The sequence below is a fragment of the Enhygromyxa salina genome (assembly GCF_002994635.1).
Classification (GTDB): Bacteria; Myxococcota_A; Polyangia; order Nannocystales; family Nannocystaceae; genus Plesiocystis; species Plesiocystis salina_B.
Genome location: NZ_PVNL01000102.1, coordinates 17,472 through 43,922, shown reverse-complemented (window position 1 = coordinate 43,922; position 26,451 = coordinate 17,472). Strand labels below are relative to the sequence as shown.

21 protein-coding genes are annotated in these 26,451 nt (G+C 68.3%); 6 read left to right on the top strand and 15 right to left on the bottom strand.

Annotated features, from left to right (window positions below):
• Positions 1-20: 20 nt before the first annotated feature.
• Together glgA and glgC are read right to left on the bottom strand one after the other, a co-directional pair.
• The gene (glgA, locus tag ENSA7_RS25705; RefSeq protein WP_106091991.1) at positions 21-1,472 is read right to left on the bottom strand and encodes a glycogen synthase GlgA; all 1,452 of its coding nucleotides are present in this window, start codon (positions 1,470-1,472) and stop codon (positions 21-23) included.
• Between the two features lie 134 nt (positions 1,473-1,606).
• Entirely contained in the window at positions 1,607-2,989 is a 1,383-nt protein-coding gene (gene glgC, locus ENSA7_RS25700; protein WP_106091990.1) for a glucose-1-phosphate adenylyltransferase, read from the bottom strand.
• Between the two features lie 73 nt (positions 2,990-3,062).
• On the opposite strand from glgC, the gene ENSA7_RS25695 reads away from it, so the two are divergent.
• Positions 3,063-3,989 (top strand): hypothetical protein, encoded by a 927-nt coding sequence (locus ENSA7_RS25695; protein WP_106091989.1) that lies wholly within the window; start codon positions 3,063-3,065, stop codon positions 3,987-3,989.
• Between the two features lie 4 nt (positions 3,990-3,993).
• Entirely contained in the window at positions 3,994-5,757 is a 1,764-nt protein-coding gene (locus ENSA7_RS25690) for a class I SAM-dependent DNA methyltransferase (RefSeq protein WP_146158127.1), read from the top strand.
• A 4-nt stretch (positions 5,758-5,761) separates the two neighbouring features.
• Here ENSA7_RS25690 and ENSA7_RS25685 read toward each other — a convergent pair whose 3' ends face one another.
• The 5 genes from ENSA7_RS25685 to ENSA7_RS25665 are packed head-to-tail and all read right to left on the bottom strand — an operon-like array spanning position 5,762 to position 11,099.
• Positions 5,762-6,520, bottom strand: a complete 759-nt coding sequence (locus tag ENSA7_RS25685; RefSeq protein ID WP_219908054.1) for an esterase family protein — start codon at positions 6,518-6,520, stop codon at positions 5,762-5,764.
• 3 nt (positions 6,521-6,523) lie between these two features.
• Positions 6,524-7,762: an ATP-grasp domain-containing protein gene (locus ENSA7_RS25680; protein WP_106091987.1), complete on the bottom strand. Its 1,239-nt coding sequence runs from the start codon at positions 7,760-7,762 to the stop codon at positions 6,524-6,526.
• A gap of 12 nt (positions 7,763-7,774) precedes the next feature.
• Positions 7,775-8,908 (bottom strand): alpha/beta hydrolase-fold protein, encoded by a 1,134-nt coding sequence (locus tag ENSA7_RS25675; RefSeq protein WP_106091986.1) that lies wholly within the window; start codon positions 8,906-8,908, stop codon positions 7,775-7,777.
• On the bottom strand, positions 8,905-9,861 hold the full coding sequence (locus tag ENSA7_RS25670) for a type 1 glutamine amidotransferase family protein (RefSeq protein WP_146158126.1): 957 nt from the start codon (positions 9,859-9,861) through the stop codon (positions 8,905-8,907). The genes ENSA7_RS25675 and ENSA7_RS25670 overlap by 4 nt, the downstream gene beginning before the upstream one ends.
• An 8-nt stretch (positions 9,862-9,869) precedes the next feature.
• Positions 9,870-11,099: an ATP-grasp domain-containing protein gene (locus ENSA7_RS25665; RefSeq protein WP_106091984.1), complete on the bottom strand. Its 1,230-nt coding sequence runs from the start codon at positions 11,097-11,099 to the stop codon at positions 9,870-9,872.
• Positions 11,100-11,304: 205 nt separating this feature from the next.
• On the opposite strand from ENSA7_RS25665, the gene ENSA7_RS44165 reads away from it, so the two are divergent.
• Positions 11,305-13,311: a hypothetical protein gene (locus ENSA7_RS44165; RefSeq protein WP_181234103.1), complete on the top strand. Its 2,007-nt coding sequence runs from the start codon at positions 11,305-11,307 to the stop codon at positions 13,309-13,311.
• Here the strand turns inward: ENSA7_RS44165 and ENSA7_RS25655 are convergent.
• Together ENSA7_RS25655 and ENSA7_RS25650 are read right to left on the bottom strand one after the other, a co-directional pair.
• Positions 13,308-14,321 carry a phosphoinositide-specific phospholipase C-related protein gene (locus ENSA7_RS25655; protein ID WP_146158125.1) on the bottom strand — a complete coding sequence of 338 codons (1,014 nt, stop codon included), beginning with the start codon at positions 14,319-14,321 and terminating at the stop codon, positions 13,308-13,310. The two genes, ENSA7_RS44165 and ENSA7_RS25655, sit on opposite strands and share 4 nt — an antisense overlap.
• Positions 14,322-14,338: 17 nt before the next feature.
• Positions 14,339-15,571, bottom strand: a complete 1,233-nt coding sequence (locus ENSA7_RS25650; protein ID WP_181234102.1) for a DNA glycosylase AlkZ-like family protein — start codon at positions 15,569-15,571, stop codon at positions 14,339-14,341.
• Between the two features lie 121 nt (positions 15,572-15,692).
• Here ENSA7_RS25650 and ENSA7_RS25645 point away from each other — a divergent pair, with 121 nt between their 5' ends.
• Positions 15,693-16,823, top strand: coding sequence for a DUF1214 domain-containing protein (locus ENSA7_RS25645; protein ID WP_443655664.1), 1,131 nt, complete (start codon positions 15,693-15,695; stop codon positions 16,821-16,823).
• Positions 16,820-19,144 carry an SDR family NAD(P)-dependent oxidoreductase gene (locus ENSA7_RS25640; protein WP_106091981.1) on the top strand — a complete coding sequence of 775 codons (2,325 nt, stop codon included), beginning with the start codon at positions 16,820-16,822 and terminating at the stop codon, positions 19,142-19,144. Before ENSA7_RS25645 ends, ENSA7_RS25640 begins: the two co-directional genes overlap by 4 nt.
• 3 nt (positions 19,145-19,147) lie before the next feature.
• Here the strand turns inward: ENSA7_RS25640 and ENSA7_RS25635 are convergent, their stop codons facing one another.
• From ENSA7_RS25635 to ENSA7_RS25620, 4 genes are all read right to left on the bottom strand, one after another.
• Positions 19,148-19,456 carry a YtxH domain-containing protein gene (locus ENSA7_RS25635; RefSeq protein WP_106091980.1) on the bottom strand — a complete coding sequence of 103 codons (309 nt, stop codon included), beginning with the start codon at positions 19,454-19,456 and terminating at the stop codon, positions 19,148-19,150.
• Between the two features lie 45 nt (positions 19,457-19,501).
• The gene (locus ENSA7_RS25630) at positions 19,502-19,786 is read right to left on the bottom strand and encodes a hypothetical protein (RefSeq protein ID WP_106091979.1); all 285 of its coding nucleotides are present in this window, start codon (positions 19,784-19,786) and stop codon (positions 19,502-19,504) included.
• 32 nt (positions 19,787-19,818) lie between these two features.
• A complete protein-coding gene (locus ENSA7_RS25625; protein WP_106091978.1) occupies positions 19,819-20,076 on the bottom strand; it encodes a metallothionein in 258 nt (85 codons plus the stop codon).
• Positions 20,077-20,180: 104 nt separating this feature from the next.
• Entirely contained in the window at positions 20,181-21,767 is a 1,587-nt protein-coding gene (locus ENSA7_RS25620; RefSeq protein WP_181234101.1) for an IgGFc-binding protein, read from the bottom strand.
• A gap of 192 nt (positions 21,768-21,959) precedes the next feature.
• On the opposite strand from ENSA7_RS25620, the gene ENSA7_RS25605 reads away from it, so the two are divergent.
• On the top strand, positions 21,960-23,417 hold the full coding sequence (locus ENSA7_RS25605; RefSeq protein ID WP_181234100.1) for a PQQ-dependent sugar dehydrogenase: 1,458 nt from the start codon (positions 21,960-21,962) through the stop codon (positions 23,415-23,417).
• 70 nt (positions 23,418-23,487) lie between these two features.
• Here the strand turns inward: ENSA7_RS25605 and ENSA7_RS25600 are convergent, their stop codons facing one another.
• The gene (locus tag ENSA7_RS25600) at positions 23,488-24,393 is read right to left on the bottom strand and encodes an SPM autocatalytic domain-containing protein (protein ID WP_146158123.1); all 906 of its coding nucleotides are present in this window, start codon (positions 24,391-24,393) and stop codon (positions 23,488-23,490) included.
• 40 nt (positions 24,394-24,433) lie between these two features.
• On the bottom strand, positions 24,434-26,302 hold the full coding sequence (locus ENSA7_RS25595) for an MYXO-CTERM sorting domain-containing protein (RefSeq protein ID WP_146158122.1): 1,869 nt from the start codon (positions 26,300-26,302) through the stop codon (positions 24,434-24,436).
• Positions 26,303-26,451: the final 149 nt, after the last annotated feature.

Sequence of the window (26,451 nt, the reverse complement as noted above, 5' to 3'; positions counted from 1 at the left end):
GGGCAGGGCACGGCTTTCGTTTAGCGGCAGAGCGCGCGGTACAGCTTCAAGTAGTCCCCAGCCGACCTCCGCCAGCTCCAGTCCCGCCGCATCCCCGCCTGCTGGATCGCCCGCCACCCCGCCGGATGCTTCCGATACATCTTCGCCGCCCGCCCCATCGCCCAGCGCAGCCCAACCAAAGTCGGATGCTTGAACGCGAACCCGGTCCCCTCCCCACGGGCCAGCGCCGCATCCCCGGGATCATGGACAGTATCCGCCAACCCCCCAGTCGCGTGCACGATCGGCACGGTCCCGCAGCGCATCGCGTACATCTGCGTGAGCCCGCACGGCTCGAACCGGCTCGGCACCAGCAAAGCATCACACCCCGCGATGATCTTGTGCGACAGCGGCCCATCAAAGGCGATGTCCGTGCGCACGTTCCAGGTGTAGTGGCGGGCCGCCATCTGAAACGCCTCTTCGAGCTTCGGCGACCCGGTACCCAGCACCACCAGCCGCGCGGGCAACCCATGCAGCTCCGACACCAGCCCAGCCACCAGGTCGAGCCCCTTTTGCGCGGTCATGCGACTGACGATCCCAAACAGCGGCACGTCGGGCAGCTCGGGCCACTCGCAGATCCGCAGCAGCTCGGCCCGCACCGCTCGCTTGGCGTCGAGGCTGTCCACGTCATAGTGCGACGCGAGATGCGGATCCGTAGCCGGGTCCCACTCCTCGGTGTCGATCCCGTTGAGCAGCCCATACACCTCGTGCCGCCGCAGCACCCCGTCTAGGTTGCTGCCAAACTCCGCGGTCTTGATCTCGCGCGCGTAGGTCGGGCTCACGGTCGTGACCGCGTCGGCCAGCGCGATGCCACCCTTGAGCAGGTTGATCTGGTCGTACCACTCGAACGCGTCGAGGTGGAACACGTCCCACGGCAGCCCGCTGATCGGAAACAGTTCGTTGGAGCACACGCCCTGATACGCCAGGTTGTGCAGCGTCAGGACCGTGCGCGTGCGCGGCAGCAGGGCGCGGGCGTTGGTCGCGACCAGCCCCGGGATCAACGCCGCGTGCCAGTCATGAGCGTGCAGCACGTCCGGCGCCCCGCCCATCAGCGCCTTGGCGACCCCGACCACGGACTTGCACAACAACATGAAGCGCAGCGCGTCGTCCTCGTGCCCGTACAGGCCCTCACGATCAAACGCCGCGTCGTTGGCCGCAAAAATCAGCGGCGCGCGATCGGGCCGATCCAGGCGAAGAAACCGAACCCGCGCCGTCGCGGCGCCCAGGCTGACATCCGCCACGATCCCCGTGTCCTGCGGTGCGAGCCCCTGCTTGGCCAGCGCCGTCTTGGCGGCGCGGTAATACGGCAGCACCGTCGCGGCCTCGACCCCCGGCTCGGCGCGACACAGCGCGTCGGGCAGCGCTCCGACCACGTCGCCCAGGCCGCCAGTCTTCGCCCATGGAGCGCACTCACTCGAGACATGCAGGATCCGCATTGGCCCCAGTCTTACCAACTAAAGTCAGCCCCATACACATCCCGCACACCACCGCTCGGGCCCGCTACACGCGTCGACAAAACTACCCCTGGCAGGGAGGTACTGAACACCTCGTCGGCCGCGCCAGGGCCCGCTCACCGCTTGTAGCGGGGCCCCGAAGACTGATGGCTGTGCCGGGACCGATCCGTGAGCTCGTAGCGGCCCTCGTACTCGGCCATGGTCTGCTTGGTGTCCGGGTCCCGACGCATCAGCTCGGCCATGTCGAACGCCAGCTTGATCGGCCCGGACCGGGGCACCACGGTGCCCTTGGGCAGCACCACGATCCCGGTCTCGCTGACGAACGGGAACCGGACCCGGTCGGCCTCGGTGTCAAACCCGATCTCGGTCCCAGGCTCGATCGTGCAGTTCTTGTCGAGCAGCACCCGCTTGAGCCGCGAGCCCTCGCCGATGTCACACCCCGACATGATCAAACTGTCCTCGAGGTGGCACTCCGGCCGAATGAAGGTGTCGTAGCCGAGCATCACCCGCTGCAGCGTGGTGCTCGACACGATCGAGCCCTCGCACACCAGCGAGTCACTGGCCGACGTCATCGCGTGCGCGCCCGAGTGCTGGACCAGGCGGGCCGGCGGGTAGTCGCGCTGCGCGGTGCGGATCCGCCACTGCCGGTTGTAGAGGTTGACCGCTGGCAGCGAGCTGCGGACCTCCATGTTGGCGGTAAAGTAGGCCTCGAGGGTGCCGACGTCGCGCCAGTAAGGGATCGTGCCGTCGCGCTCGCCCGGGACCTTGTTGGTGCCGAAGTCGTAGACATGAATGTGCGCGCCCCCGCGAAGCAAGCGCGGGATCACGTCCTTGCCAAAGTCATGCGACGACTCCTGGACCTCCGCGTCCACGCCGAGCACGTCGATCAGCACGTCGCGCCGAAAGAAGTAGTTGCCCATGCTGACCAGCGCCCGCGTGGGATCGCCGGGCATCGGCTTGGGCTCCTTGGGCTTCTCCTGAAACCCCACCAGCCGGCCGCTCGCGTCGACCTCCATCACGCCGAACTGGTGGGCCTCGGCGATCGGCACCGGCCAGCCGGCGATCGTGAGATCCGCCCCGACCTGCTCGTGCAGCTCCTGCATCTGGTCGATCGCAAACTTGTAGATGTGGTCGCCGCTGAAGATCCCCACGTGGGCCGAGCGCGACTCGTGGAGCAGGTTCGCGTTCTGCCAGACCGCGTCGGCGGTGCCTTTATACCAAGACGGCCCCATCCGCATCTGGGCGGGCACGATCTCGATGAACTCCTGGATGCCGCTGAGGTGCCAGTTCCTGCTGATGTGCCGGATCAGGCTCGAGGCCATGAACTGGGTCAGCACGAACACCCGGCTGTAGCCCGAGTTCACGACGTTCGAGAGCACGAAGTCGATGATCCGGTAGCGGCCGGCGAACGGCACCCCAGGCTTGGCGCGGTGGCAAGTCAGCGGTGCCAGGCGCGAGCCCTTGCCGCCAGCGAGAACGAGCATCGGTGTACGGTTCATGCGGCTAGCTCGAGGCCGAGCTTACCAGACCCGGAGTTGTGTCGTTGTCGAGTTTGTCGGGTAGAACCGAGTCATGAGCGTCGCCCTGCCCGGCTCCGTCGCGGACGTCGTCGACGTCGAGCTGCTCCGCGGTCCCCGCACCGATCCAGACGCACCGCCCGACCTGCTCGTCGAGGTTCCGCATGGCGCCGATGAGCGCGGCCACTACGATCGGCTGCGCGCGCGCTTGGGCGGCGACCTGCCGGCGGATCTGCACGAGTTCTTCCACGTGAACACCGACGTCGCCGCGTGGGCGCTGGGCCGGGCGACCGCGCTCGCGCTGATCGAAGCCGCCCCGCAGCGCTCGGTCTTGCTGCTGCGCTGCCTGATCCCGCGGACCTTCGTCGACTGCAACCGGGTGGCCGACTATCGCGGGGGCTCGCTCGACGCGGGCGCGCTGACACCCGGGATCCCCAGCTACGTGCGCGACCCCAGCGATCGCGCGCTGCTGCTCGAGCTCCACACCGCCTACGTCGAGCTGGCCCGCCAGGCGTTCGCGGCCGTGTGTGGGGCCGGCGGCCTCGCGCTGCTGCCCCACACCTACGGGCCGCGCTCGCTCGGCATCGACGCGGTCGACGACGAGATCGTCACCAACCTGCGCTGGGCCTGCGCGCCCGAGCGCCACGACACCTGGCCGCTGCGCGCCGAGGTCGACCTGCTGACCCGCGACGGCGACGGCCAGCTGTTCGCGCCCGTCGGGATCGAGGAACAGCTGCTCGCCGGGTTCGCCCAGGCCGGGTTCACGCCCACGGCCAACGACACCTACTTTCTCCACCCCAGCACGCTCGGCCACGCGTGGTCGGTGGCCTACCCGGGGCAGGTGCTGTCGCTGGAGCTGCGCCGGGATCTGCTGGTCGAGGCGTGGCGACCGCTCGAGCCGATGCGCCCGGTGCCCGCCGCCTGTGAGCGCGTGGCCGGTGTGCTCGCGCCAGCGCTCGAGCGCGCGCTCGCGCGTCGCTGAGGCCATGGACCCCGCGCAGCGACGCCAGCTCGGCGCCCACTACACCGGGGAGGCCGACGTCCTCAACCTGCTGCGCGCGCTGGTCCTCGACGAGCTCGAGGCGGAGCTGGGTCGGCTCGCGCAACTGCACGAACCCGCGCGACGTCAGGGCCTCGCCGAGCTCCACGCCCGGCTCGCGGCGCTGCGCCTGCTCGACCCCGCGTGCGGCTGCGGCGACTTCCTGCTCGTGGCCTATCGCGAGCTTCGCAGGCTCGAGCTCGAGATCATCCGCAGCCTCGCCGACCCGCATCCATACGCGGTCTCGATCGAGCAGTGCTACGGGATCGAGATCCAGGCCGCCCCCGCCGAGGCCACCCGCGCGAGCCTGGCCGCGCTCGAGCAGCAGCTCGACCGCGAGCACGCCGAGCTGCTCGGGTCTCCCCTGCCCGCTCGCGCGACACCCACGACCCCAACCATCCGCTGCGCCAACGCCCTGCGCCTCGACTGGGCTGACCTGCTACCCGCCGCAGCGTGCTCCCACGTGATCGGCAACCCGCCCTTCATCGGCAAGCAAGCCCGAACCGGCGCGCAGGTCGACGACATGCAGATCGTGTTCGCCGCCGCGAGGGGCACCAGCGCCCTCGACTACGCCTGCGCGTGGTTCAAGAAGGCCGCGGACTACGTCGCGGGCACCGAGGTCGAGGTCGCGTTCGTCTCGACCAATTCGATCACCCAGGGCGAGCAGCCCGGCTTGCTGTGGCCGCTGCTGGACCGCGACGGGGCGACCACGATCACCTTTGCGCACCGCAGCTTCGCGTGGCGCGGCCAGGCGAATGTGCATGTGGTGATCATCGGCTTCGCGGCCCGAGCTCGGCGACCGCGGCGGATCTACGAGGTCGGCGACGTCCGCGTGGTCGAGTCGATCAACCCCTACCTGGTCGCCGGTCCCCACGAGACCCTCGCCAAGCGCCGTGACCCGCTCGACCCACACACGCCGCGGGCCAGCTTTGGCAACATGCCCAACGACGGCGGCCACCTGTTGTTGAGCGAGGCCGAGCGGCTCGAGCTCATCCACGCCGATCCCCGCGCCGCCGCGTTCATCCGTCCCTTCATCAGCGCCCGCCAGTACCTGGCCGGACAGCCCCGCTGGTGCCTGTGGCTGATCGACGCGAGCCAGGCCCAACTTCAGTCCTGCCCCGCGATCATGCGGCGGGTCGCCCAGGTTCACGCCCACCGCCGCGCCAGCACCCGCCCCGCGACCCGCAAGCTCGCCGCCACCCCGAGTAACTTTGGCGAGATCAGGCAGCCGACCAGCGACTATGTGCTGATCCCCCGCCACCCCTCGGCCCGCCGCCCGCGGGTCCCGCTTGGCTACTTTTCACCGGATCACATCATCGCCGACAGCTGCATCGCAATCGCGGGCGCCAGCAAGTACCACTTTGGCGTGCTCAGCTCGACCATGCACGACGCCTGGCTGCGGCAGATCGGCGGCCGCATCAAGTCGGATCTTCGCTACTCGATCGAGCTCGTCTACAACAATTTCCCGTGGCCCCCAGCGCCGTCGCCCGATCACCGCGCCGCGATCGAGCGCCGCGCCGCAGACCTGCTCGAGCTCCGCCAGGCCCACCAACTCATGAGCCTCGCGGCGCTCTACACCCCAGCTACGATGCCCGCCGCCCTCGCCCACGCCCATCGCGAACTCGACGCCGCCGTCGACCAGGCGTACGGCGTCGACACGTCAATGAGCTCCAGCGAGCGAGTCGCCCTGCTGTTCGCGCTGCGACGCTGACCGGCTACGCGGTCCACTCGCCCAGGTACTTCGGCAGCATGTTCCGCCAGGTCGGCCAGTCGTGGTGCCACTCGTCGCCCCACGGATCGACCCGGTTCGGCACGCCCCTGCTCCCCAGCAAGTTGGCCAAGCCCCAGCTCTCGCTCATGTCTTCGGCCCGCCCGGACCCCGAGGCCATCAGGATGAAGCGCTTGCGCAGCTCGTCGAGGTGCACGCCGCCCAGGGTGGGCACGAACTGCAGCGGCGACGACACAAAGTAGTCTTCTGTGTACTTATCTTCGCTCTTGAAGAAGCGAAGGATGTTCCAGGTCCCGCTCATGCCCAGCGCGCGATGAAACACGTTCGGCCACCGACAGGTGACCGCGACCGCGTGGAACGCCCCGATCGACGCCCCGGTCGTCCAGATCCCGATGTCGTCGCTGTTGCAGTCCTTGCGGATCGCCGGGACCACCTCGTGGCGCACGTGCTGATGAAATTGATTGAGCAGCCACATGCGATGCTGCGGGCTTCCCTCTTGGTGGACCATCGCCCGGCCGGCCACGCTGTCGCACGAGTACACCTTGATGCGGCCCGCGCTGATCAGCGGCTCCAACACCCGGACCAGGTGAAAGCGCTCGATCTCTTCGGCGTCGCCGCCCGCGGTCGGGAAGATCAGCACGGGCTGGCCCATGTGGCCCCACCGCACCAGCGTGGCCTCGGTCTGCATCCGCTCTGAATGCCACTGCGCCTTCTTGAACATGGTTTGGACGATGGTCTCGTACATGGGCTACTCCGTCTCCTGACGCCAGTCTTGAATTCGCTGCCAGAACAGCTCGGTGAACGGCTCGATCTCGTGGGCAGGGAACAGCGACGCGACCTTCTGGTGGACCGCGTCGCGGGCGACCGGCCCACCAAAGAATTCGTGGGCGACCTCGTCGAGGTGCGAGAGGTGCGTCGCGCAGAATTCCTCGAACCGCGCGGTCTCGAGCCGCTCGTCGGCGATCTTCGCGTACGCGTCCAGCTTCTCGGTGTAGCTGCGCTCGCTCGCGGCGATCGCATAATACGGCGCCCAGTCCAGGGTCATTCGCATCGGCCGCTTGGTCGCCGCACAAAACACGCTCCACCGAATGTACGCCTTGATCAGCCACGGAAAGTGGCGATGCAAGCTGGTCACCTGCGAGTCCGGGCAGGCGTTGGCGAAGTCCATGGGGTGCCAGACACCGTCCTTGCGCAGCGACTCGCAGCTGTTGAACTCCCAGCCAAAGAAGGTGTTGATCGTCAGCGTGATCTTGCGAAGGGTCTCGAGATCCGCGGCGCCGATCGTGTCGTAGTGCTGCTCGCGATAGCGATCGTGAAGCGGCTTGTCGGGGTCGTAGCTGACGTGGCGGACCTGCGGCCCAAACCCGATGCTGCGCACGAACGCGTCGTACGGGTACACACCCGCCTGCACGTGCATGACGTCGGCGCCGCTGTTCTCGTACGCGTCGCGCAGGTCGCCCTCGTTGTCGGTCTTGCGCACCGACCTCCAGCCGCCGCCGTCGTAGGGCTTGACGAACATCGGAAAGTCCATCCTTTGCCCGAGTCGGCCAATGTCGAACAGCTTGGCGTAGCGGGTCAGGGTGGGCTCGAGGTCCGGGTTTTGAGTGACGTAGTCCTTGGGCGGGATCAGCCAGGTGGTGGGGACCGGCATGCCCAGGTGCATCATCGCGCAGTAGGCCGTGTGCTTCTCCATCGACTGCACCGACCACGGGTTGTTGAGCACGTACAGGCCGTCCATGAGCACGGCTTTCTTGATCCACTCGCGCGACATGTGAAACCAGTGCGTGAGCCGGTCAATGACCACGTCGTACTTGCACCCCTGGGTCAGATCGAACGGCTCAATGGTCACCCGCTCGACATCGAAGCGCAGGGTGTCAGCGCCGCTGGGGATGTTCAGATCCAGCCCCCGCATGATCTGCTCGTAGCAGATCGGCCAGCACAGGTCAGCGCCAAGAGAGAGCCCAATGTTGCGAACGATATCAGCCACGGTGTCCTTCTTTCACTCGTAGATCATCAGCAGGGGGCCGGGAAACAGCCACGAGAGCCCCTCGCGCGAGCGGTCGCGCCAGTTCTCCCAGTTGTGTCCGTCGCGGGCCTCGACAAAGCGCACTTGCATGCCGGTCTCGTCGAGCAACGGTACCAGAGATCGGTTCTCGTAGATCAAGGACTCGTACACGCCGCAGCTCACGAACACCCGCTCGCTGATCGCCTTGGGGTCCTCGCGAAACGCGTTCATGAACCGCACGACCGGGTTGAACAGCGGCCCGCGGTGGTTTTGGTGGCCGATGTCCGTGAACGCGAACGAGCCCGACTGCAGCAGCAGCCGACCCCAGTAGTTCGGGTAGCGGACCGCGGTCGACAGCGCCGCGACCCCGCCAAAGCTCGCGCCCATCAGGCACCGACCCTTGGGCGTGTCGAGCAGCGGCAGCCGCTTGGCGAGCCGCGGCGACAGCTCCTCGGTCACGAACCGGGCGTGGCGTTCGTCGTCGGCGTACTCGCGCAGGCGATCGGGCGAGTCGATGAACACCGCGACCAACGCGGGGATCTCCAGCCGCTCGATCAGGTTGTCGAGCACCGTCTTCATGCCCGCGAAGCGCATGTAGTCGGAGCCGTCGTGGATCACCAACAGCGGGTACTGCCGGGTCTTGCGAAACCGCGGCGGCAGATACAGGTGCCCGGTGCGGGCCTCGCCAAACGCCTCGCTGTGGATCGAGAACGGCTCGAGCAGCCCCGCGCGGGCCTTGGGGTCGGGCCGGGTCCACACCGGGATCTCGTAGCCTGCGCCCTGCAGCACCGAGTTCGCGCCGAACGGATCATGCGCGCGGTGAGGGTTGAGCGGGTCGCGGATCCACTCGTTCTTGTCGCCGCGGCGAACCTCGAGCTTGTACTCGACGCGCGAGCGCGGCGGGATCTCGACCTCCAGGTACCACAGGTTGGTGCCCTCGATCCGCGCGAGCGGCTGCGAGGTCTCGAGCCCAAAGATGAAGTGGCGCAGGCGGACCTCGTCGGCGTCGCCGCGCCACACCAGCGTCGCGTTCTTGCCCTCGACCAGCGGGAAGCTCCGGCCCTTCATCCACTCGTCGATGTTGGCCTCGGGCCCGGCCGCGAGCAGCTCTCGGATCGCGCTGGTCATGACGGTTGCTCCTCGAGCAGGGTGCACGAGCCGTCGGGGCACAGGCGCGTGATCGCTGACGGCCGCACCAGCGCGCCCTCATGAAAGGTCACGTGCGCGCCCTCGGGGAACGCCAGGCACTGGGCCGGATCAAACCGGCGCGCGAGCAGACCGACGCGCCCGGGGTCGTCCAGCCGCAGGCGCGTGCGCGGGTGCGGCAGCACGACCACGCCGGGCACCAGGCCCAGCCCCGAGCCCAGGACCTCCGACGCGCCCGGCCCCTGCGGCGGCGAGTCGTGAAACAGCACGATCCGCTCGCTGACCACCATGCCGCCGCCCGACCACGCGAACACCCGCTGATCCGTCAACAGCTCGCGGATCCCAAACAGGCGCATGCGGTTGAGCAGCGCCGCGACGTGGCCCCCGGCGATCGCCACCGCGTTGCAGCCCGCGAGCGCCTCGGCGATCTGCTCGCGGTGCTCCTTGATCACGGGCCGCTCGTACAGGCCCTCGGCCTGCTCGAACTCTTGGTGCACGCGCTCGCACTGGGTCAGGTGGTAGGCGTCGAGCGCCCGGATCGCGGCCACCGACGCGCCCTCTTCTTCCATGAGGACCTCGGCGGGCGCGCGGCGCTGGCGGATCACGTGGTTCGCCGCCAGCTCGTGCTCGAGCCGGATCCGGTAGAAGTCCTGCTTGTGGCGCAGCGTGGTCTGCTTGGCCCGGTGGGCCTTGGCCAGATCGCCGTCGCGGGCGTTGACCTCGTCGCTGCGGTGATACAGGCGCAGGTTCACGGTCTTGCAGGCCAGGTGGTTGCGCAGCTCCTCGTCTTCGTCCTCGCGGTCGCGCCAGCCGGCGGTGATCAGCGCGATCGGGCCGTCGCACTCGAGCCCACGCACGACCGAGCCGAGCGTGGAGTCAAACCGCTGGGCGCCGAGCAGGACAACGTCGCGGGGACGGGGTGCGGGGGTCGCCATCGCCACGCTCAAGCTGCCCGAACCTTCACCGTCTGGCCCACGAGGTCGAGCATGCGTCGCAGCTCGTCGTAGTCGGGGTGCTTCATGCGGATCCACGCGTTGGCCATGAACCCCGCGCCGACCGGCCCCGTGGGCGTGCCCGCGGCCGGAAAGTGCGAGTCGATGATCCACTGCCCGAACGCGCGCTCGACCGCGTCCACGCCCTCGTAGCCGACGATCCGACCGTCGCGATCGGGGCGCAGCGCGACGATCCCCGCCGAGAACCGACGCGACAGAGTCTGCTTTTGGGTCCGCCACACCACCGCCTCGGCCCACTCCCGATAGATGTCGACGTCGTTGGCCGCGCAGTACAGATCCCACGCGCCGACGCCCGGCGGGCGGCAGCCGATCTCGCTGAACTTGAGCCCCTTCGGACCGAAGAACCACTCCATGTGGGTGGCGCTGGTCTTGATCCCGAGCGCGGAGATGACCTTGCGGCCCATCTCCTTGACCTGGTCGTAGCTGCCGGCCGCGTCGACCCGATTGGTGCAGATGAACTGCGGGTTGACCGAGCGCGAGCGCATCGCCTCGAGCACGCTTGGATAGTAGTGGCACACGAACTCGTGCACGACCGTGCCGCCGACGGTGATCGTGTCCCAGAACCCTTCGTGGCCCTCGATGAACTCTTCGACCGCCACGCTGTGGCCCTGACCCACGCCGCTCTCGTGCAGCGCCTGGGCCAGCGACGCGTCGTCGTCACACCGGTAGGTCGCGGCCGCCCCCGCGGCGTCGCGCGGCTTGACGATCACCGGGTAGCCGATCTGCTGGACGAACTGCTGGATCTCCCGCGCGTCGTCCGAGCCGATCGACTGGGCGCACGCCACCCCGGCCTTGCGCAGCGCCTCTTTCATGGCCGGCTTGTCGCGGCACAAGAACGTGGTCTCGACCGACGTCCCCGGGATCCCGCAGGCTTCGCGGACCTTGGCCGCACACATCACGTGGGCCTCTACGGCGGCCTCGAGCCGGTCCACGCGGATCTTGGACTGCATGAAGCGAACCGCCCGCTCGACCTGGGTCGGATCCGTGACGTTGCTGACCTGCTCGTAGTGGCTCAGCCAGTGGCGCATCTCGTCGTCGAGATACTCCTTGGGCCGCTCACCGATCCCGGTGACGCGCGCGCCCACGGCATGCAGCGCGCGGGCAAACTCCCGCTGGTTTCGGGGGAAGTTGGGTTCGAGGAAGATGACGTCGACGGGCATGGGTGTGCTCCGGCACCGGGGGCCCGAACCTATCAGAGCGGCGGCGGCCGCCAAGCGCTACGTGCTGGGTGGGCGCGGTTGGGCAACTGCTGGCGCGCGGCGTGTCGAGGCTGCGGCGGCTGGCCGGGGATCAGCTGAGGAGTGGATGTGAATCCAGGATTCCTCCGGGGTTTCCCGCCGCCCGCGCTAGTGCGATGCTGCGCCGATGACCTCGCCTGTCTTGCCTCGAACCCTGCTCCTCGCCAGCTCGCTGACCTTACTGCTCGCCTGCACCGACGACGAGATCGCAGACACCAGCGACACCGGGACCGAGACGGGCGGCACCACGGGCGACGGCGACGGCGACGGCGACAGCACCGAGGTCGATCCCGACGTCGCGTGGCCGACCCTCGACTGCGATCCCCTGCTCCCCGACTATTGTGGATTCCCCTATCCGAACAATGTGTTCTCGATCGACGACCCCGACTCGCCGACCGGTCGGCGGCTGGCGTTCAGCGGGGCGCTCGTGCCCGAGAGCAACGGCTATCAGCCCGATCCCGACGCGTGGGTGGACAGCGACGGGTTCTCCCCTGCGAGCACGCTGCTGGCCTACTTCCCGGGCGTCTCGCTCCAGGGCCTGCCCACGCCGATCACGATCGAAGCCTCGCTCGCCGACGACTCGCCGACGATCGTGCTCAACGCAGACACGGGCGCGCGCGTGCCCCACTGGGCCGAGCTCGACATGTCGCACGGCGACGACGGGCGCCGGGCGTTCATGATCCGCCCGGCGGTGCGGCTCGATCCGAACTCCCGCTACATTGTCGCGATTCGCGGTCTCGTCGATCAAGGCGGCACGCCGATCCAAGCCAGCCCAGGGTTCGCCGCCCTGCGTGACATCAGCCCCAGCGACGACGAGACAATCGAGGCGCGCCGGGGTCTGTACGCCGACATCTTCCTGCGCCTGGGCGACGCGGGGATCGGACGCGCCGACCTGCAGCTCGCGTGGGACTTCACGACCGCCAGCGACGCCAACATCACCGATCGCATGGTCCACGTCCGCGATGAGGGCCTGGCGATGTTCGACGCCGGGCCACAGTTCAACATCGTGAAGATCGACGTCGATCCGTCGCCGGGCATCGCGATGCGGGTGACGGGCGATCTGCTGGTGCCGCTGTATCTCGACGAGCCCGGCCCCGCGGGGCGGTTCACGTTCGGCGCCGACGGCCTGCCCGAGCCGAACACGACCACCGAGTACCCGTTCATGGTCCTGATCCCGACCTCGGCGTTCAGCGAGCCGGCCGGGCTGGTGCAGTTTGGTCACGGGCTGTTTGGCTCGTACGAGGACGTCGACGACTCGCTGCTGCGCGACCTGGCGACGGACTATAACTTCGTGGTGTTTGCGACCACATGGCTGGGCCTCTCCAACGAGGATCTCGGCCAGATCGCCAGTGTGCTACAGACCGGGCGGGTCGACGACTTTGTCACGATCGTCGATCGTCTCGGGCAAGGCGCGTTCAACGGACTCGCGGCCATGCGAATGATGCGAGAGTCGTTCGCCGACGCGCCCGAGCTCGTCGGCCCCGGCATGGAGCCGCTGCTGATCGACACGGATCGCAGCTATTTCTTTGGGGCCAGCCTGGGCGGGATCATGGGCTCGACCTACATGGCCCTGACGACCGACGTCGAGCGCGGCGTGCTCGCGGTCCCCGGTCAGCCCTACGGCCTGCTGCTCGACCGCAGCGAGGCGTTCACGCCGCTCGCGACCCTGACCAACGGTGCCTACGGCGACAAGCTGGACATGCGCATCGCGTTCGAGCTGATCCAGATCCTGTGGGATCGGTCCGAGCCAACCGGGTTCTCGCGCCACGTGATCAGCGATCCACTCCCGGGCACCGGACCGCACGAGGTCCTGATGTTGGGTGCGATCGGCGATCACCTGGTCACGAACTTCGGCACCCACCTGATGGCCCGCGAGCTGGGGATCCCCCAGGTGAACCCGGCCAATCGTCCGCTGTTTGGGATCGACCAGGTCGAGCAGCCGTACTCGGGGTCGGCGTTCATCGAGTACGACTTTGGCCTGCCGCCGATCCCCCTCGCCAACGTGCCCATGACCGAGGGGAGCGACCCGCACGGGGCCCTCGCCAACGTGCCCAACGCGATCCTGACGGTCGAGCAATTCCTGCGTACGGGCGTGGTCGAGAGCTTCTGCAACGGCGTCTGCGACCCGTCTTAAAACCCGTTGAGCGTCTCGACCACCGCGAACAGATCGCCGCGCTCGTAGAAGTCCACCGCCAAGAAGTTTGGCGCGTGGTCCCACAGCGCCTGGCACTCCTGGGCCCGCGCCAGCAAGAACTCATACTCGTTGACGACCTCGGCGTCGGCCGCCGAGGGCAGGCCGATGTCGTTGTTGACCCAATGATTGACCAGAAACAGGTCGTTGTCGCTCGACCCGCGGTTGAGCTCGCACGACAGCTCAGCGGGATCCATCGGTCCATACGGGGTGTCCCAGCCGACCTCCCAGACGTTGTGGTGCCACGCGGGCGGCGGTGAGCCCTGCTCGGCGGTGACGATCAAGCGGGTGTCGGCGTCGACCAGCTCGCCGAGCGTCGGCCACGGCTGACCAACCTCGTGGGCATAGACCAGGTCGATCGCGCCGGTCGCCTCGTAGTCCAGGGCCAGGTCCGCGGCGTCGACGTGGTCCTCGTAGATCAGCGTGAGCAGCTCGCCGGGGTTGTCGTGCAGGAAGTCGACCATGCTCGTCAGCACCTCCAGGTGCGGCGTCGAGCCCAGGTTGCAGGGGCCGTGGCACAGCACGATCTCGCTGGGATCGTCGGCGTCGTAATAGGTGTCGAGCAGCATCACCCGCACGCCGTCTTGCAGCTGCGCGGGGATGCCCTGCTTGTGGTTGGCGTTGAACTGCGAGAAGCCCTCGTCGGTCGCGGCGTGGGCGTTGTGGGTGCCGGCGAACACGACCTCGTCGTAGGGGCGATCGCACAGCTCGACGTGACCGCTGCAGGCGACGCCGCCATCTCCGTCGCCGTCGCCGTCGCCGTCGCCCGGATCACCATCGCCATCGCCATCGCCATCGCCATCGCCATCGCCGTCGCCATCACCGTCGCCATCACCACCGGTCTCGGTCTCCGTCGAAGCCTCACCTTCCCCAGCAGGCTCGTCCGCGCACGCGACCGCGAGCGCCAGACCCAGCACCGAGACACACCAGCGAGAACTCCAGCGACAGTTCATCCCAGCAGTGTACAAGCTCAGCTGCCCAGCCCGCGGACCAGCTCGAAGCGCGCGTCGATCTTCGCGTCGCTGTCGATCGAGTAGATCTTCGAGTGGCCCAGCTCCGCGGCCATGAAGCTCCGCAACCCCGCGACTTGCCGCTCGGCCGCGCGCGCGACCGTCTTGCTTGGGGTGTCGAGCCACGCGAGCACCTGCTCGTCCATGCGCGCGTTCACGTCCCAAAACCCCGCGAGCATCCCGTCGACGAGCAGCGCGCGCAGGTGCGGGTGCTTGGTCGCGCGGATCGAGCCGCCCCCGATCGGACCCCAGCGCGGGATCTCGACATCCAGGTGGGCGGCCGGGCACACACTCGATGGCCCGCCGCGCACGACCAGGTACAGATCCTGTAGCCCCAGCAGCGCGACCCCCTTGGGCTTGGCCTTGCTGTACGCCAGCTTCATGGCGGCCACGGTCGCCCACATCTTCTCGGGCTCGTCGGCGTGGGTCTCGACCTCGACCTCGACCAGATCGAGCTCGGCCATGGCCGCCTTCGCGACCTTCTTGCCCAGCCCGGACCAGGCGACGAAGTGCTCGAAGCTCGCGGGGCTGTGATGCTCGAAGAACATCGCGGCGATCGCCCGCTCGGCGTCCGCGGGCGCGTGCTTGGTGAGCTTGGTCTGGCGAACGGACCACTGGTAGGTCTCGGTGTCCAGGCGGCCGTCGATCGGGGTCCGCTCGATCGCGCCGTCGAACTCGAGCTGGCGCAGCGCGACCGGCAGCGACGAGGTCGAGCCCACCTTCTTGCCCTTGTCACCAAAGCTGACGATCGCCTTGGCGGCGGGCCCCTTGCGCAGCTCGGCGGTGGTCTGCGGGCCAGCCTCGAGCGCGCGCACGATCGCCTTCGCGGTCTTGTCGATCTGCTTGGCGGTGCCGCCAGCCTTCTCGATGTCCCGCTGGCTCCGGACCTGGCTGCCGTGGTGGGCCACGCTGAGGGCCAGGTCCGCGTGCGCGGCCGCGACCAGATACATGCACCCGCGGACCGCAGGCGTCACGCGCAGCTCGCCCGCCTGCACGGCCGCGGAGATCGGCGCGAGCTCGAGCTGCGCCCCGCGAGCGAACAACCCGAAGTAGGGATCGGCCCCGCCCAGGGTCCGCACCCAGCCGCGCGTGGCCACGATCGTCTGCGGGCTGTGAGTCGCGCTCGAGCCAAAGCCCTGATGGCATGCCCAGGCTCGCAGGGCGGCGGCGCGACTGAGGATCTCGCTGCTCATCGCGCGATCATCCAAAATCGGGTCACCGAGATCAACCGAGCCACGCTCGTGGTACACAGCGCCAATGAGGCGAACACTCATCTCCGCCTTGGATCAATACCGCCGGGCGTCGCGTTGGTGGATGAACCTGCGCGGCCAGACCCCCGAAGACCAGGCCGCCGCGCGGATCGTGAGCGGCCAGGCCTGGGCAGAGTTCTGCGACACGCTCAAGGCAGCCGGCGCGTCGCTGAGCTTTCCGGGCACACCGCAGACCCCCTTCGATCAGGCCGAGGGCTACCGCTACCTGACCCGGCTGACCCGCGCAGGGCTGGAGGCGTTCGTCGAATACGCCGACCCTGCGCGCCCGGTGCTGCACCGCGTGGTCCACGAGACCGTGAAGATGGGCAGCGACAACCCGGACAACTATTATCAGACGGCCCGGATCAGCGGCGCGCTCGAGTACCGGATTCGCGGCCAGCGCAACACCATCGCGTACCTGAGCTTCGGCAGCATGATCGGCCACTACGGCCAGGGCGGCGGCATGCCACCGACCGGCTACATCGAGGGATCGCAGCTGCACGTCGAGGACGACGGCAGCTTCGAGATCATCATTAGCGCGACGCCGCACCCGGGCAATTGGCTGCCGATGACGCCCGAGAGCGGGACCTTGGTGGTCCGCCAGACCTTCTTGGATCGCGCCAACGAGCAGCCCGCGGAGCTGACGATCGAGTGTATCGACATGGACGCGACACCCCAGCCGCTGACCCCAGCCATGCTCGAAGAGGGCCTGCGCGCGACCAGCACGCTGGTCGCGGGGGCCTCGCTGCTGTTCGCCAAGTGGGCCCGGGACTTCAAGTCGCACAGCAACACATTGCCGTTGTTCGACCCCGAGCGCTCGACCGCGGCGGGCGGCGATCCCAACATTGTCTATTATCACTCGCACTGGGCGCTCGCGCCCGACCAGGCCCTGGTCATCGAGGTCACGCCGCCCCCGTGTGAGCACTGGAACTTCCAGCTCAACAATTACTGGATGGAGTCGCTCGATTACCGCAACTTTCAAGTCCACGTGAACAAGCACAGCGCCCACTACGCCAGCGACGGCTCGGTCCGGATCGTGGTCGCTCACGCCGATCCAGGCCTGCCCAACTGGATCCGCACGCTCAACCACGAGTCGGGCACGATGTGCTTTCGCTGGGTCCGCGCCGAGCGACACCCGCAACCGAACACCCGCGTGGTCACGCTGGATCAGCTGAAGCGCGAGGTGCTGTCATGACCATGCGAGAGACCTCGCGCGACTACAAGAACCCGCACCGACCCGCGCCGCTGCGCTGGCTCAACCGCGCGGGGCAGCTGGCCGCGAGCTTGGGAGCGGTCGGCAGCCGTGGGTTCGACATCGACGAGCTCGAGCAGACCGCACGCGACAACACCGGGCTGGCGAACTTTGGCGACCCCCGCTACCGCGAGCCGCTGCGCCAGCTGCTGTGGTCGATGACCCACGAGGCCCAGCTCAACACCCTCGGCGGGCTGGTCCAGCGGACCCGGGTCGTCGAGGCGCTGGTGACCCGCCTGCGGATCGAGCAGCTGTTCACGGCGCACCCCGAGATCAACGACATCGAGTTGGGGCCCGTGATCGCAATTGCGGGCTTTCAACGAACCGGCACGACCAAGCTGCACCGGCTGCTCGCCGCCGATCCCGACACCCGATCGCTGCGCTCGTGGGAGGCCCTGTGTCCGGCGCCAACCCCCGCTGAGGGTCGCACGGGCACCGCCACGCGGATCCGTCGGGCCCGGTTCGCGCAGGGCGCCGCGAGCTACATGGCCCCCGACTTCTTCGCGGTTCATCCGATCGAGCACCAAGCCCCCGAAGAGGACATCCTGCTGCTGGATCTGTGCTTTCTCAGCCAGACCCCCGAGTCGATCATGCACGTGCCCACCTACGCGGCGTGGGCCCAGGCGCAGGATCCCAGGTTTGCGTACGAGTACCTGGCGCGCTGCATGAAGCTGCTCATGTGGCAGCGGCCGGCCAGGCGGTGGGTGCTCAAGACGCCGCACCACCTCGAGCACCTCGACACCCTCGCGGCCGTGTTCTCGGATCTCACGGTCGTCCAGACCCACCGTGATCCCCTCGCGACCACCGCCTCGTTCTGCAGCATGGTGGCCCACGCCCGCGGCATTTTTAGCGACGAGGTCGACCCCGCCGAGGTCGGGCGCCACTGGCTCGCCAAGCTCCGCCACGTCGGCCAACGCGCCAGCTCGGTCCGCGAGCGCGGGCAGCTGCGCGTGTGTGACGTCCGCTACGCCGACCTGCTCGAGGATCCGATCCGCGAGGTCGGACGGATCTACGCCGCCGCCGGTCTCGAGCTCACGGCCCCGGTCGTCGCCAGCATGCGCGACCACGACGGCGCCAACCAGGCCAACCGTCACGGCGTGCATCGCTACGAGCTGATCGACTTTGGACTCTCGCCAGCCGCCGTCAATGATGCGCTCGGGTTCTTGCGTGACATGCCCGCCACGCCAGTCACCGGGTCGAGCGGCGCCACCGGGTCCAGGCCAGCCGCCGAAGACGTCCAGGCGACCGGCGTGGGTCACCAAAGCCCGATCACGGCCACGCTGACCGGCGTGCTCGACCTGCTCAGCCAGCGCACCCACGTAACCGACCGCTCACCGCTCGACGACTCGGTCCGCATGGACGGTCGCGTGTGTCTGGTGACGGGCGCCAACACGGGGCTGGGTCTGGCCACGGCGAGGTCGCTGGCGCGCCGCGGCGCCACGCTGATCCTGGCCTGCCGCAGCGGGATCCCCGAGACCGCCGACACGCTGATCGCCGAGACCGGCAACCCCAACATCTCGATGCTCGGGGTCGATCTCGCGGATCTCGACAGCGTCGATCGCCTGTGTGACACGCTGCGGGATCGCGGCACAGCTGTGGACGTCGTCGTGCTCAACGCGGGGTTGATGCCGCTCAGCGATCGCCCGTCTGCGCAGGGCTACGAGGTCATGTTTGGGGTCCACGTGCTCGCCAACGCGACCTTGCTCCGCCGCTTCATCGAAGACGGCGTGCTGCGGCCGGCCAGCGGCAGCGCCGATCGACCCCGCGTCGTGATCGTCAGCTCCGAGGCCCACCGCTCAGCCCCACCGACCACGATCGACGAGATCGGGGCCTACTTCAACTACGGCGCACGCGACGGCATGCGCGAGTATGGCCGCTCGAAGCTCGAGCTGTGCGCGCTCGGGATCCACCTGCGACGACTGATCGCCACAGGCGAGCTCCTCCCAGCTCAGCCCACACCAATCCCCTGGCTGGCCGTCCACATGCTGTGTCCCGGCCCCGTCGCCAGCAGCCTCGCGCGCGAGGCCCCAAGCTGGATGCGGCCGTGGCTAGACCCGCTGATGCGTCTGTCGTTCAAGTCGCCCGAGCAGGCCTGCCTGGCCGTCGACTATCTGGCCTGTGCCCCCGCGCTCGAGGGCCACGCTGGCGAATACCTGCACATGCTGCGGCCGCGGCCCGTCGCCGCCGCGGCCTCGGATCCCGAGTTTGCGGCCGCCGTGTGGAACACATGCGCGCGCATCTCGACCGAGCACGCGCAAACTTGACCATCAAGCCGCTTCGTGTTGATCGTCCTGTTCGTCCTTGTCGAGCTCTTCCGCGTCGGCTTCGATCGGATGCTTGTGCATGCCGAGCTTGCGCTCGATGTCCTCGAGCTGCGAGCGAAATTCGTCGCGGATCTCGGCCCGCAGCTTGGCCCCGGACTTGGGCGCAAACAGTAACGCTGCACCCGCGCCCACCAAGGCTCCGGTCGCGAACACGCCGATCGCAGGCCAGATATAGTCACGCACGCGTGGGCCCAGGCCGAGCGCACGAAGCACGTCCGAGCGCGAGATATCGGTGAAGTTGTCGAGGTTCATGTAGAGTTCCTTGCTTTCGATCTGTGGGTTGTCGGGGTGGTCAAGCTACTTGCTGAACGCAGCGGCGTCGCTCGAGCTGCCGCCCGCGAGCGTGCGCTCGATCAGCGCGCGCAGGCCCATGCTCACGGCCGTCTGCGCGATGAACCGGGGGATGCCGTTGCCGAGCACGAAGCCAGCCACGAACGCCCCGCTCACCGCCGCGAGCGGTCGTCGGCGAATGGCCTTGCGCAAGCGATCAAAGGAGTCTCGAATCAACGTCTGCGCCGCCTCCTCTGCCTCGGAGGTGGTCATTCGCTCGGGGTTGACGGTGAATTGGGGCTCGGGGTCCATCTCCGAGTGTCGACTTGTCGCCTCCATGCCGCTCACCTCGCCCCCGCGCGCTGGGTCGTCGTCCCGGCGTCTCGTTCCACGCGTTGTTCGGCTCGCGCACAGTGGTCGCAACAAAACACCTGGTCGCCCAGCTGCACCCCGTGCCCAATGACCCGGCAACCACAGGTCGCGCAAGTCGGCGCGAGCATGTGAATTGCACACTCGAAGCAATCAAATGGGTAGGTCTTGCTGTCGAGCGTCACCTCGAAGCTGCGCTCGTAGTCATTTCCGCAGGTCGTACATCGGGCCATGGAGCTCCTCCTTGGCCTCTAGTTTGGGCGGGTTTTGGGTCGCGCGCCGCTCGTGGGTCCGCGCAAGCGTTACGCGTCGCGGCACCCTGCGACGCGAGCCCGGCTCACCCTTGCGGGTTCGGGTTGATCTTCGCCAGCCGCAGCCCGCCCGGGTACGCGTACGAGGTCACGTTGGTATAGCCAACCTGCGTGACGCCGAACGGCGCCGCGCTGTCAGCCACGTGGGCGCCCGATCCGATCGCCCAGTCGGCGACCTCGAATCCACCGACCGTGTAGTAGCCATCCACGAGCACGTCATCCACGAACACGTCGGCGCCGCCGAGCGGCCGCGTGACCTGAACATAGTTGAGATTGTAGCCCGAGCCGGTCACGAACACGTAGCGCGACAGGTATTGCTCGGTCGGGACCATCTGGTACGAGGCCGGATCCCCGGTCCCCGCGCCGCCGTTTTGGCCCTCGAGATACTGCACGGGCATGAACGGCCCGTCGGCCTCGATGATGAAGCTGTCTTTCGTGAAGAACTCGATGTACTCGCCGCGGTCGAGCACCAGCGGGGTCTGGGGCTGGGGAGGATCGGTGACGATCGTGACCGCGTCGGCGCCCGAGAACACTCGCCAGTAGTAGTCCTCGTTGCCGCGCTGCGGGGCGTGAGCGGCGACGTACTCCATGCCCCAGTACTCGAGCGGCAGCAGCTGCTCTTCGATGTGATCGCAGAATGTCACGTTGCTGGGCACGTTGACGCAGGGCATCGCCGCGACCACCCAGGCTGGCTCGCTGGTCGTGATGATCGTGCCCGACATGTCATTGGGCGTGACCACCTGCAACATATCGTAGGCGTTGATCACGACCTGGCCCATGCCAAACGCGGGGACCGCAGGCACCCCCGGACCCGCCGAGGTCGCCTGCGGCGGCTCCCAGGTCACCGTGGTGTTGTCGTGGATCCCGACAACGTTGAAGTACGGCGGACCCGACACATTGTGGGTATAGGTCGCCGCGATATAATTTTTGCCCTGGGCGTGATCGGGGATCAGCATGGACGAGTCGTTGTGGGCCTCGGCCGTGATCGGCGAGTGCTGATAGGCCACGACCGGGCGATCACTGACCACCTTGAACGCGCCGCCGGTCCGCAGCACCGAGCCCGAGCCCGGCTGGCCAGGCATGTTCATGACGTACTCGTAGGTGCCGCCCGGCTGGATGTCGACCGGGCCGGCGACCAGCTGCTCGCCCCCGTTCGCGCCGTAGTAGACGTTGATGCTCGCGATGTTCACGTCCGACACGTTGCCGAGCACGAGCGAGCTGGGCTCTTCCTCGAAGTTCTGCATCTTGTTGGCGTGGAACGCACAGCCGACCGTGCTCTCGAGCATCAGCGCCTGGTCGCAGGTCTCAGGGATCGTCGGCAGCACCGGGTCGCCGCCTGCGTCGGGCAAGGTCGCGAGATCGAACTTGGCGCCGTCACCATCGCCGTCGCCGTCGCCGTCACCCGGGTCGCCGTCACCGTCGCCGTCACCGGGGTTGCCGTCGCTCGTGGGACCGTCGGCATCGCCGTCGCCGTCGCCGGGGATCCCCGTCAAGCTCAGGCTCACGCCCACGCCGTCGCTGGTGCCCTCACTCGAGCCGCCGCTGCACGCCAGCGCGAGCACGCTCGCCACGGGACCCAACCACAAGCCAAGCCGAACCATTTGTCGCGCCATCCGGGGCAGCATAGCAAGGCTCGCGAACACCAATCGACCTGTGTGGGGCGGCCGCGAGCTCGCGGATCGTGAGAATTGCAGCCAGTCGGTCAAACGGCGCAAAACGCCCGCGTACGCCCAGCGGATGGATTGTGCGTGATCCCCGGAGTATCTGCATTGGCGATCGCGCGCTCGCGAGCGACCATCTGCGCCATGACCCGACATGCCCTTCGCATCTCCTGCGTGCTCGCGAGCCTGACCCTCGCTGGCGCGCTCGCTTGCAACAACACCACGCCCGCTGACACCAGCAGCACCGACACGACCGGCGACGGCGATGGCGATCCTGGTGACGGCGACGGCGACGGTGATCCTGGCGACGGCGACGGCGACGGTGATCCCGGTGACGGTGACGGTGATCCCGGCGATGGCGATGGCGATGGCGATGGCGACGGCGATGGCGACGGCGACCCCAAGCCGATGGCACCGCCCTGCCCCCACACCCCGGTGGACAACCCGACCGGGTTCTCGACCCAGCTGATCGCCAGCGGCCTCGGTGACCCGCTGCTCGTGACCGGGCACCCGACCAAGCCCGACGAGCTCTACGTCGTCGAGCGCAACGGCGAGATCTTGATCGTCGACATGAACACCGGGGACGTCGCGCCCAATCCGCTGCTGAGCGTCGACGTCACGACCCAGAGCGAGTTTGGCCTGCTCGGGTTCGCGTTCCATCCCTACTACCCGACCGATCCGCGGGTCTACATCAACTACTCGCCGCAGGGTGAGAGCATGACGCGGATCTCCGAGTTCACGATCGACCCCAACAGCAACACGGCGATCGACGGCAGCGAGCGCGTGGTCCTCGAGCTGCACCAGCCCGCCCCCAACCATGACGGCGGCATGATCGCGTTCGGTCCCGACGACTACCTGTACATCGGCATGGGCGATGGCGGGGCCGCCGACGACGCGTTCAACACCGGCCGCAACTTCAATGTGCTGCTCGCCAAGATGCTGCGCATCGACGTCGAGCCGACCGGCGTCGCCGACAAGGATCCAGTCTCGTGTGAGGGCTGCGCCCAGTACGGTCCGTTCGACTACGGGATCCCGGCCGACAACCCGTTCGTGAACGACCCCAACATCGCCCCCGAGATCTACGCGCTCGGGTTCCGCAACCCCTGGCGGTTCGCGTTCGACAGCGAGACCGGTGAGCTCTACGTGGGCGACGTCGGCCAGAACGCCCGCGAAGAGATCGCGGTGGTCGAAGCTGGCTCGGATCACGGCTGGAGCGACATGGAGGGGTTCTCGTGCTTCCAGGGCGCGCCGTGCATGGCCGGCAGCCCGATGACCGCGGGCCAGGTCAACGGCGACGGCCTGACCTACCCGATCCACGACTACGGCCACGGTCAGAACAACTGCTCGGTCACGGGCGGCAACGTGTACCGCAGCTGCGAGGTCCCCTCGTGGAGCGGCACCTACTTCTTTGCCGACTACTGCAACGGCCGCGTCGACGCCCTGACCTGGGACGGCAACGCGACAACCCTGCTCGACCCCGATGGCGAGGTGCTCGACACGCCCGTGTTCAGCAACGTGCCCGGGTTCGGCGGCAACGCGTGGGGCGACGTGTTCATCGCGGCCACCAACGGGAGCATCTACCGAATCGTGCCCTCGAACTGAGGGTCTCGACCGCCCGTGATCGGGCGGGATGGCGCGTGGTGGGGCGGCGGCGCCCCACCACCCACGTCGCTCACTGACAGCTGAGGTAGATGTCGACGACCTCGCCGACGCCACCAGCGAACTCGAAGGCCGAGCGCTGGACCCCACAGTTGCCCCGCTCGTCGCAGTCGGTCTCGACCCAGTAGTCGACCGCGAGGCGCGAGACCCCGGCGCTGGCGAGCGGCTCGAGCTCGTCGGGGGTCGACAGGCGATCCGCGTCCCAGTCGCGCCACAACATCAGCTCGCCGAACCGGGCGTCGCTTGCGTCGACGCTGCCGTCGGCGTTGCTGTCGAACTCGGCGAGGGCCGCGAAGCCGTGCTCGGCGTGGCGACCGTTGGTCAGCCGCGAGCCCGAGCCGAACAGCTCGTGGCCACCGTCGATGCTCCCGTTGCCGTCGAGGTCGACGACCAGCCATGGGGTCGCCGCCGTCGGCCAGTCCGTCGTGATGCAGGAGTCAGCCCGCATGTTGATGTCGAAGGTGGCCGCGGGCGTGGACTCGTGGGCGATCATCTCGACCGGTCGTTGGTCGAAGCGCAGCACCAGCGGGGTGTTGCACAGCTGCTCGACCCACATGGGCTCGCCGCCGACGACCTGGCACGCGTAGTTGACACCCGGGCACAGGTCGTCACCCGTGGGGTCGCTGGTCGGCCCCTCGTGCTTGTAGTCGCCGGGCTCACACTCGACCTCGTCGACCGCGATGCACGGCCCCTGCGAGAGATCGCCGAAGTTGTCCTGGGCCTCGTAGACCTCCATGAAGCCGCAGTACGACGCCGTGCCCTCGGCGTCGCAGGTGACGGCCTCGCCAGCGAGCTCGCACGCGCGCCCCTCGGGATTGTCAACGCTGCTGTCGCTTGCATCGCCTGCATCGCACGCGGCGACGGTCAGACCGGTCAAGAGCGACAAGGACAGGCTGAGGAGTAGGCGAGAGGTCTTCATGGCGGCTCGGTACGGTTGTGCCGAGCCGGGGGCGGATCGATCACGTCCGGGCCAAGCGGCGGCGCCGAATCCCGAGCAGGAGCAGCGAGAACCCGCCCAGCGCCAGCGGACCGCCCTCGCCGTCGGTGGCGCAGCTGCACCCACCGGCGTCCTCGTTGCCGCCGAGGCCGTCCCCGCTGGACTCGCTGGACTCGCTGGTCATGCCTGGAGGATCGCCGTCGCCATCGCCGGGGTCGCCATCACCGTCCCCGTCACCGTCACCGTCCCCTGGGTCGCCGTCGCCGTCGCCTGGATCCGGCTGCTCGAGCCCTGTGAGCGGGACCGTGACCGCCGCCGAGCTCAGCACCATCGGCGTGGGCCCGCCGTCATCCATGTACATGTCGTGGACCGCCTGCCCGGCATCATTGACGTCGTTGTCGTCGCGCAGCTGGTCCAGATAGCTCTGCGTGTTGATCACATACAACAGCCGCAGCTCGAGCTCGAGCTCGTCGTCGGTCGCGTCCTCGGGCGTCACGTCCACGACCGAAGCCGGCCCAAACGCGTAGCTGTGATCGTCGTAGTTCGGCCAGGTGTCGTCGGGCAGCAGCGCGTAGCGATCGCCAACGGGATCCGTCTCGATACCCGGCACCAACCCCTTGGGCGGGATCCGAGTGTCGAGCACCCAGTGGTCATTGAGCAGCAAGTGATTGTGCGTCCCGTCGGCCCAGCGCTGGGCCTCGCCTTCGTAGCTGCGCAGCTGCGGGTCAGCCTGGATCTCGGCGCCGTCCCACAGCCCCGACGACCACACGATCTCGCCCGCGTAGCGAGCGGTGACCTCGAGCCACATCACCCGCCCTTCGCTGTAGCCGGTCGGCAGCTTGTGCCCGGTGTGGTTGGTCACGCGCACGCCCAGCGCGTCGAGCCCGACCGAGAGATCCACCGCGGCTGGAAACTCCACGTCGAGCGTGGCCGCGGTCGCGAGGAACTCATCGAACAGCCCCAGCGCGACGTCGATCGCGTTGCCGTTGGCGCCTGGGGAATTGTCCGCGATGACCCGCAGCGCCTGGGCGTTGGCGCCCAGCATCAGGTGTCGCCGCGCCCCGGACTCGGCGAACTCGCCGACGTTCTCGTACTCCATGCAGCCCGCGGCCGGGACCTCGACGAGCGCCATGTGGCAGTCCTGGCAGGTCTTGGCGTCGTCGCCGGGCTGGGCGTAGGCGCTGCCCAGCCACTCGCTGTAGGTCCGCTGCTCGTTGAAGTTCACGCCGATCGGCGCGCCCTGATCGTCCACGCGCGGGCGGGCGGTGGTGACGTCGTGGCAGGTCCCGCACGCGCGCGAGCTGGGCAGAAACTCGAGATCCTGAATGATCGGATGCGGCGGCAGCGGGGGGCCGTTCGGCTCGGCGTACCCCCACGGGCCGCGCCGCGGTGGCTCGCCATCGACGAGCGTGTCGTCGAGCACGAACCGGGCGTTGCCCGGCGGCGTGACGCCATCGTCGATCGCCCGGTGGCAGACCTCGCAGCTGACGCTGTCGAAGTCGGGGGGGATCAGCTCGTCGATCGCGATCGCGTCGCCGCGGCCCTCGAGGAACGCCCGCGGCGCGTGACAGCGAATGCAGTCCTCGGTCTCGCCGGGGTAGTCGTCGGAGGCCAGCGCGACCCCGGCCCAGAACACCGGATCGCGGGCGGCGTTGGCCATCAAGGTGCCAAAGTACGCGGCCGGAGCGTGGGGCGGGAGATCCTCCGCGAGCGGGTTGTTCTCGAACTGGTGGCAGCCCGAGCACTGAAAGTCCAAGGTCAGCGGATTTTGGAGCAACTCGGTCGGCGACGCGTGGGCCGGCGTCGCGGGTCCGGCCGTCACACACAGCCCAGTGATGCCCACGACAGACAGGAATGAAGTCACGGTCCAGGCCCGAGGCGCAGCGGTCACCCGCGCGAGCGTACCAGGCTATGACCCCACGCAGACCTGGGAGCCGCTGGTTCGCGGGCGCATGTCTGGCCCCCGCTGAACCTCGGCACGTCGCTGGCGGCAGGCGGCGCGTGTCCGGTCGCTGCGCTCCCTGGCAGCGTCGGTCCGCG

Coding starts and splice junctions, on each gene's coding strand:
- ENSA7_RS25640 (WP_106091981.1), top strand. CDS start 16,820: ATGACCATGCGAGAGACCTCGCGCGACTACAAGAACCCGCACCGACCC.
- ENSA7_RS25665 (WP_106091984.1), bottom strand. CDS start 11,099: ATGCCCGTCGACGTCATCTTCCTCGAACCCAACTTCCCCCGAAACCAG.
- ENSA7_RS44165 (WP_181234103.1), top strand. CDS start 11,305: ATGACCTCGCCTGTCTTGCCTCGAACCCTGCTCCTCGCCAGCTCGCTG.
- ENSA7_RS25645 (WP_443655664.1), top strand. CDS start 15,693: ATGAACCTGCGCGGCCAGACCCCCGAAGACCAGGCCGCCGCGCGGATC.
- ENSA7_RS25685 (WP_219908054.1), bottom strand. CDS start 6,520: ATGTACGAGACCATCGTCCAAACCATGTTCAAGAAGGCGCAGTGGCAT.
- ENSA7_RS25625 (WP_106091978.1), bottom strand. CDS start 20,076: ATGGCCCGATGTACGACCTGCGGAAATGACTACGAGCGCAGCTTCGAG.
- ENSA7_RS25675 (WP_106091986.1), bottom strand. CDS start 8,908: ATGACCAGCGCGATCCGAGAGCTGCTCGCGGCCGGGCCCGAGGCCAAC.
- ENSA7_RS25670 (WP_146158126.1), bottom strand. CDS start 9,861: ATGGCGACCCCCGCACCCCGTCCCCGCGACGTTGTCCTGCTCGGCGCC.
- ENSA7_RS25605 (WP_181234100.1), top strand. CDS start 21,960: ATGACCCGACATGCCCTTCGCATCTCCTGCGTGCTCGCGAGCCTGACC.
- ENSA7_RS25600 (WP_146158123.1), bottom strand. CDS start 24,393: ATGAAGACCTCTCGCCTACTCCTCAGCCTGTCCTTGTCGCTCTTGACC.
- glgC (WP_106091990.1), bottom strand. CDS start 2,989: ATGAACCGTACACCGATGCTCGTTCTCGCTGGCGGCAAGGGCTCGCGC.
- ENSA7_RS25635 (WP_106091980.1), bottom strand. CDS start 19,456: ATGAACCTCGACAACTTCACCGATATCTCGCGCTCGGACGTGCTTCGT.
- ENSA7_RS25695 (WP_106091989.1), top strand. CDS start 3,063: ATGAGCGTCGCCCTGCCCGGCTCCGTCGCGGACGTCGTCGACGTCGAG.
- ENSA7_RS25650 (WP_181234102.1), bottom strand. CDS start 15,571: ATGAGCAGCGAGATCCTCAGTCGCGCCGCCGCCCTGCGAGCCTGGGCA.
- ENSA7_RS25630 (WP_106091979.1), bottom strand. CDS start 19,786: ATGGACCCCGAGCCCCAATTCACCGTCAACCCCGAGCGAATGACCACC.
- ENSA7_RS25620 (WP_181234101.1), bottom strand. CDS start 21,767: ATGGCGCGACAAATGGTTCGGCTTGGCTTGTGGTTGGGTCCCGTGGCG.
- glgA (WP_106091991.1), bottom strand. CDS start 1,472: ATGCGGATCCTGCATGTCTCGAGTGAGTGCGCTCCATGGGCGAAGACT.
- ENSA7_RS25690 (WP_146158127.1), top strand. CDS start 3,994: ATGGACCCCGCGCAGCGACGCCAGCTCGGCGCCCACTACACCGGGGAG.
- ENSA7_RS25655 (WP_146158125.1), bottom strand. CDS start 14,321: ATGAACTGTCGCTGGAGTTCTCGCTGGTGTGTCTCGGTGCTGGGTCTG.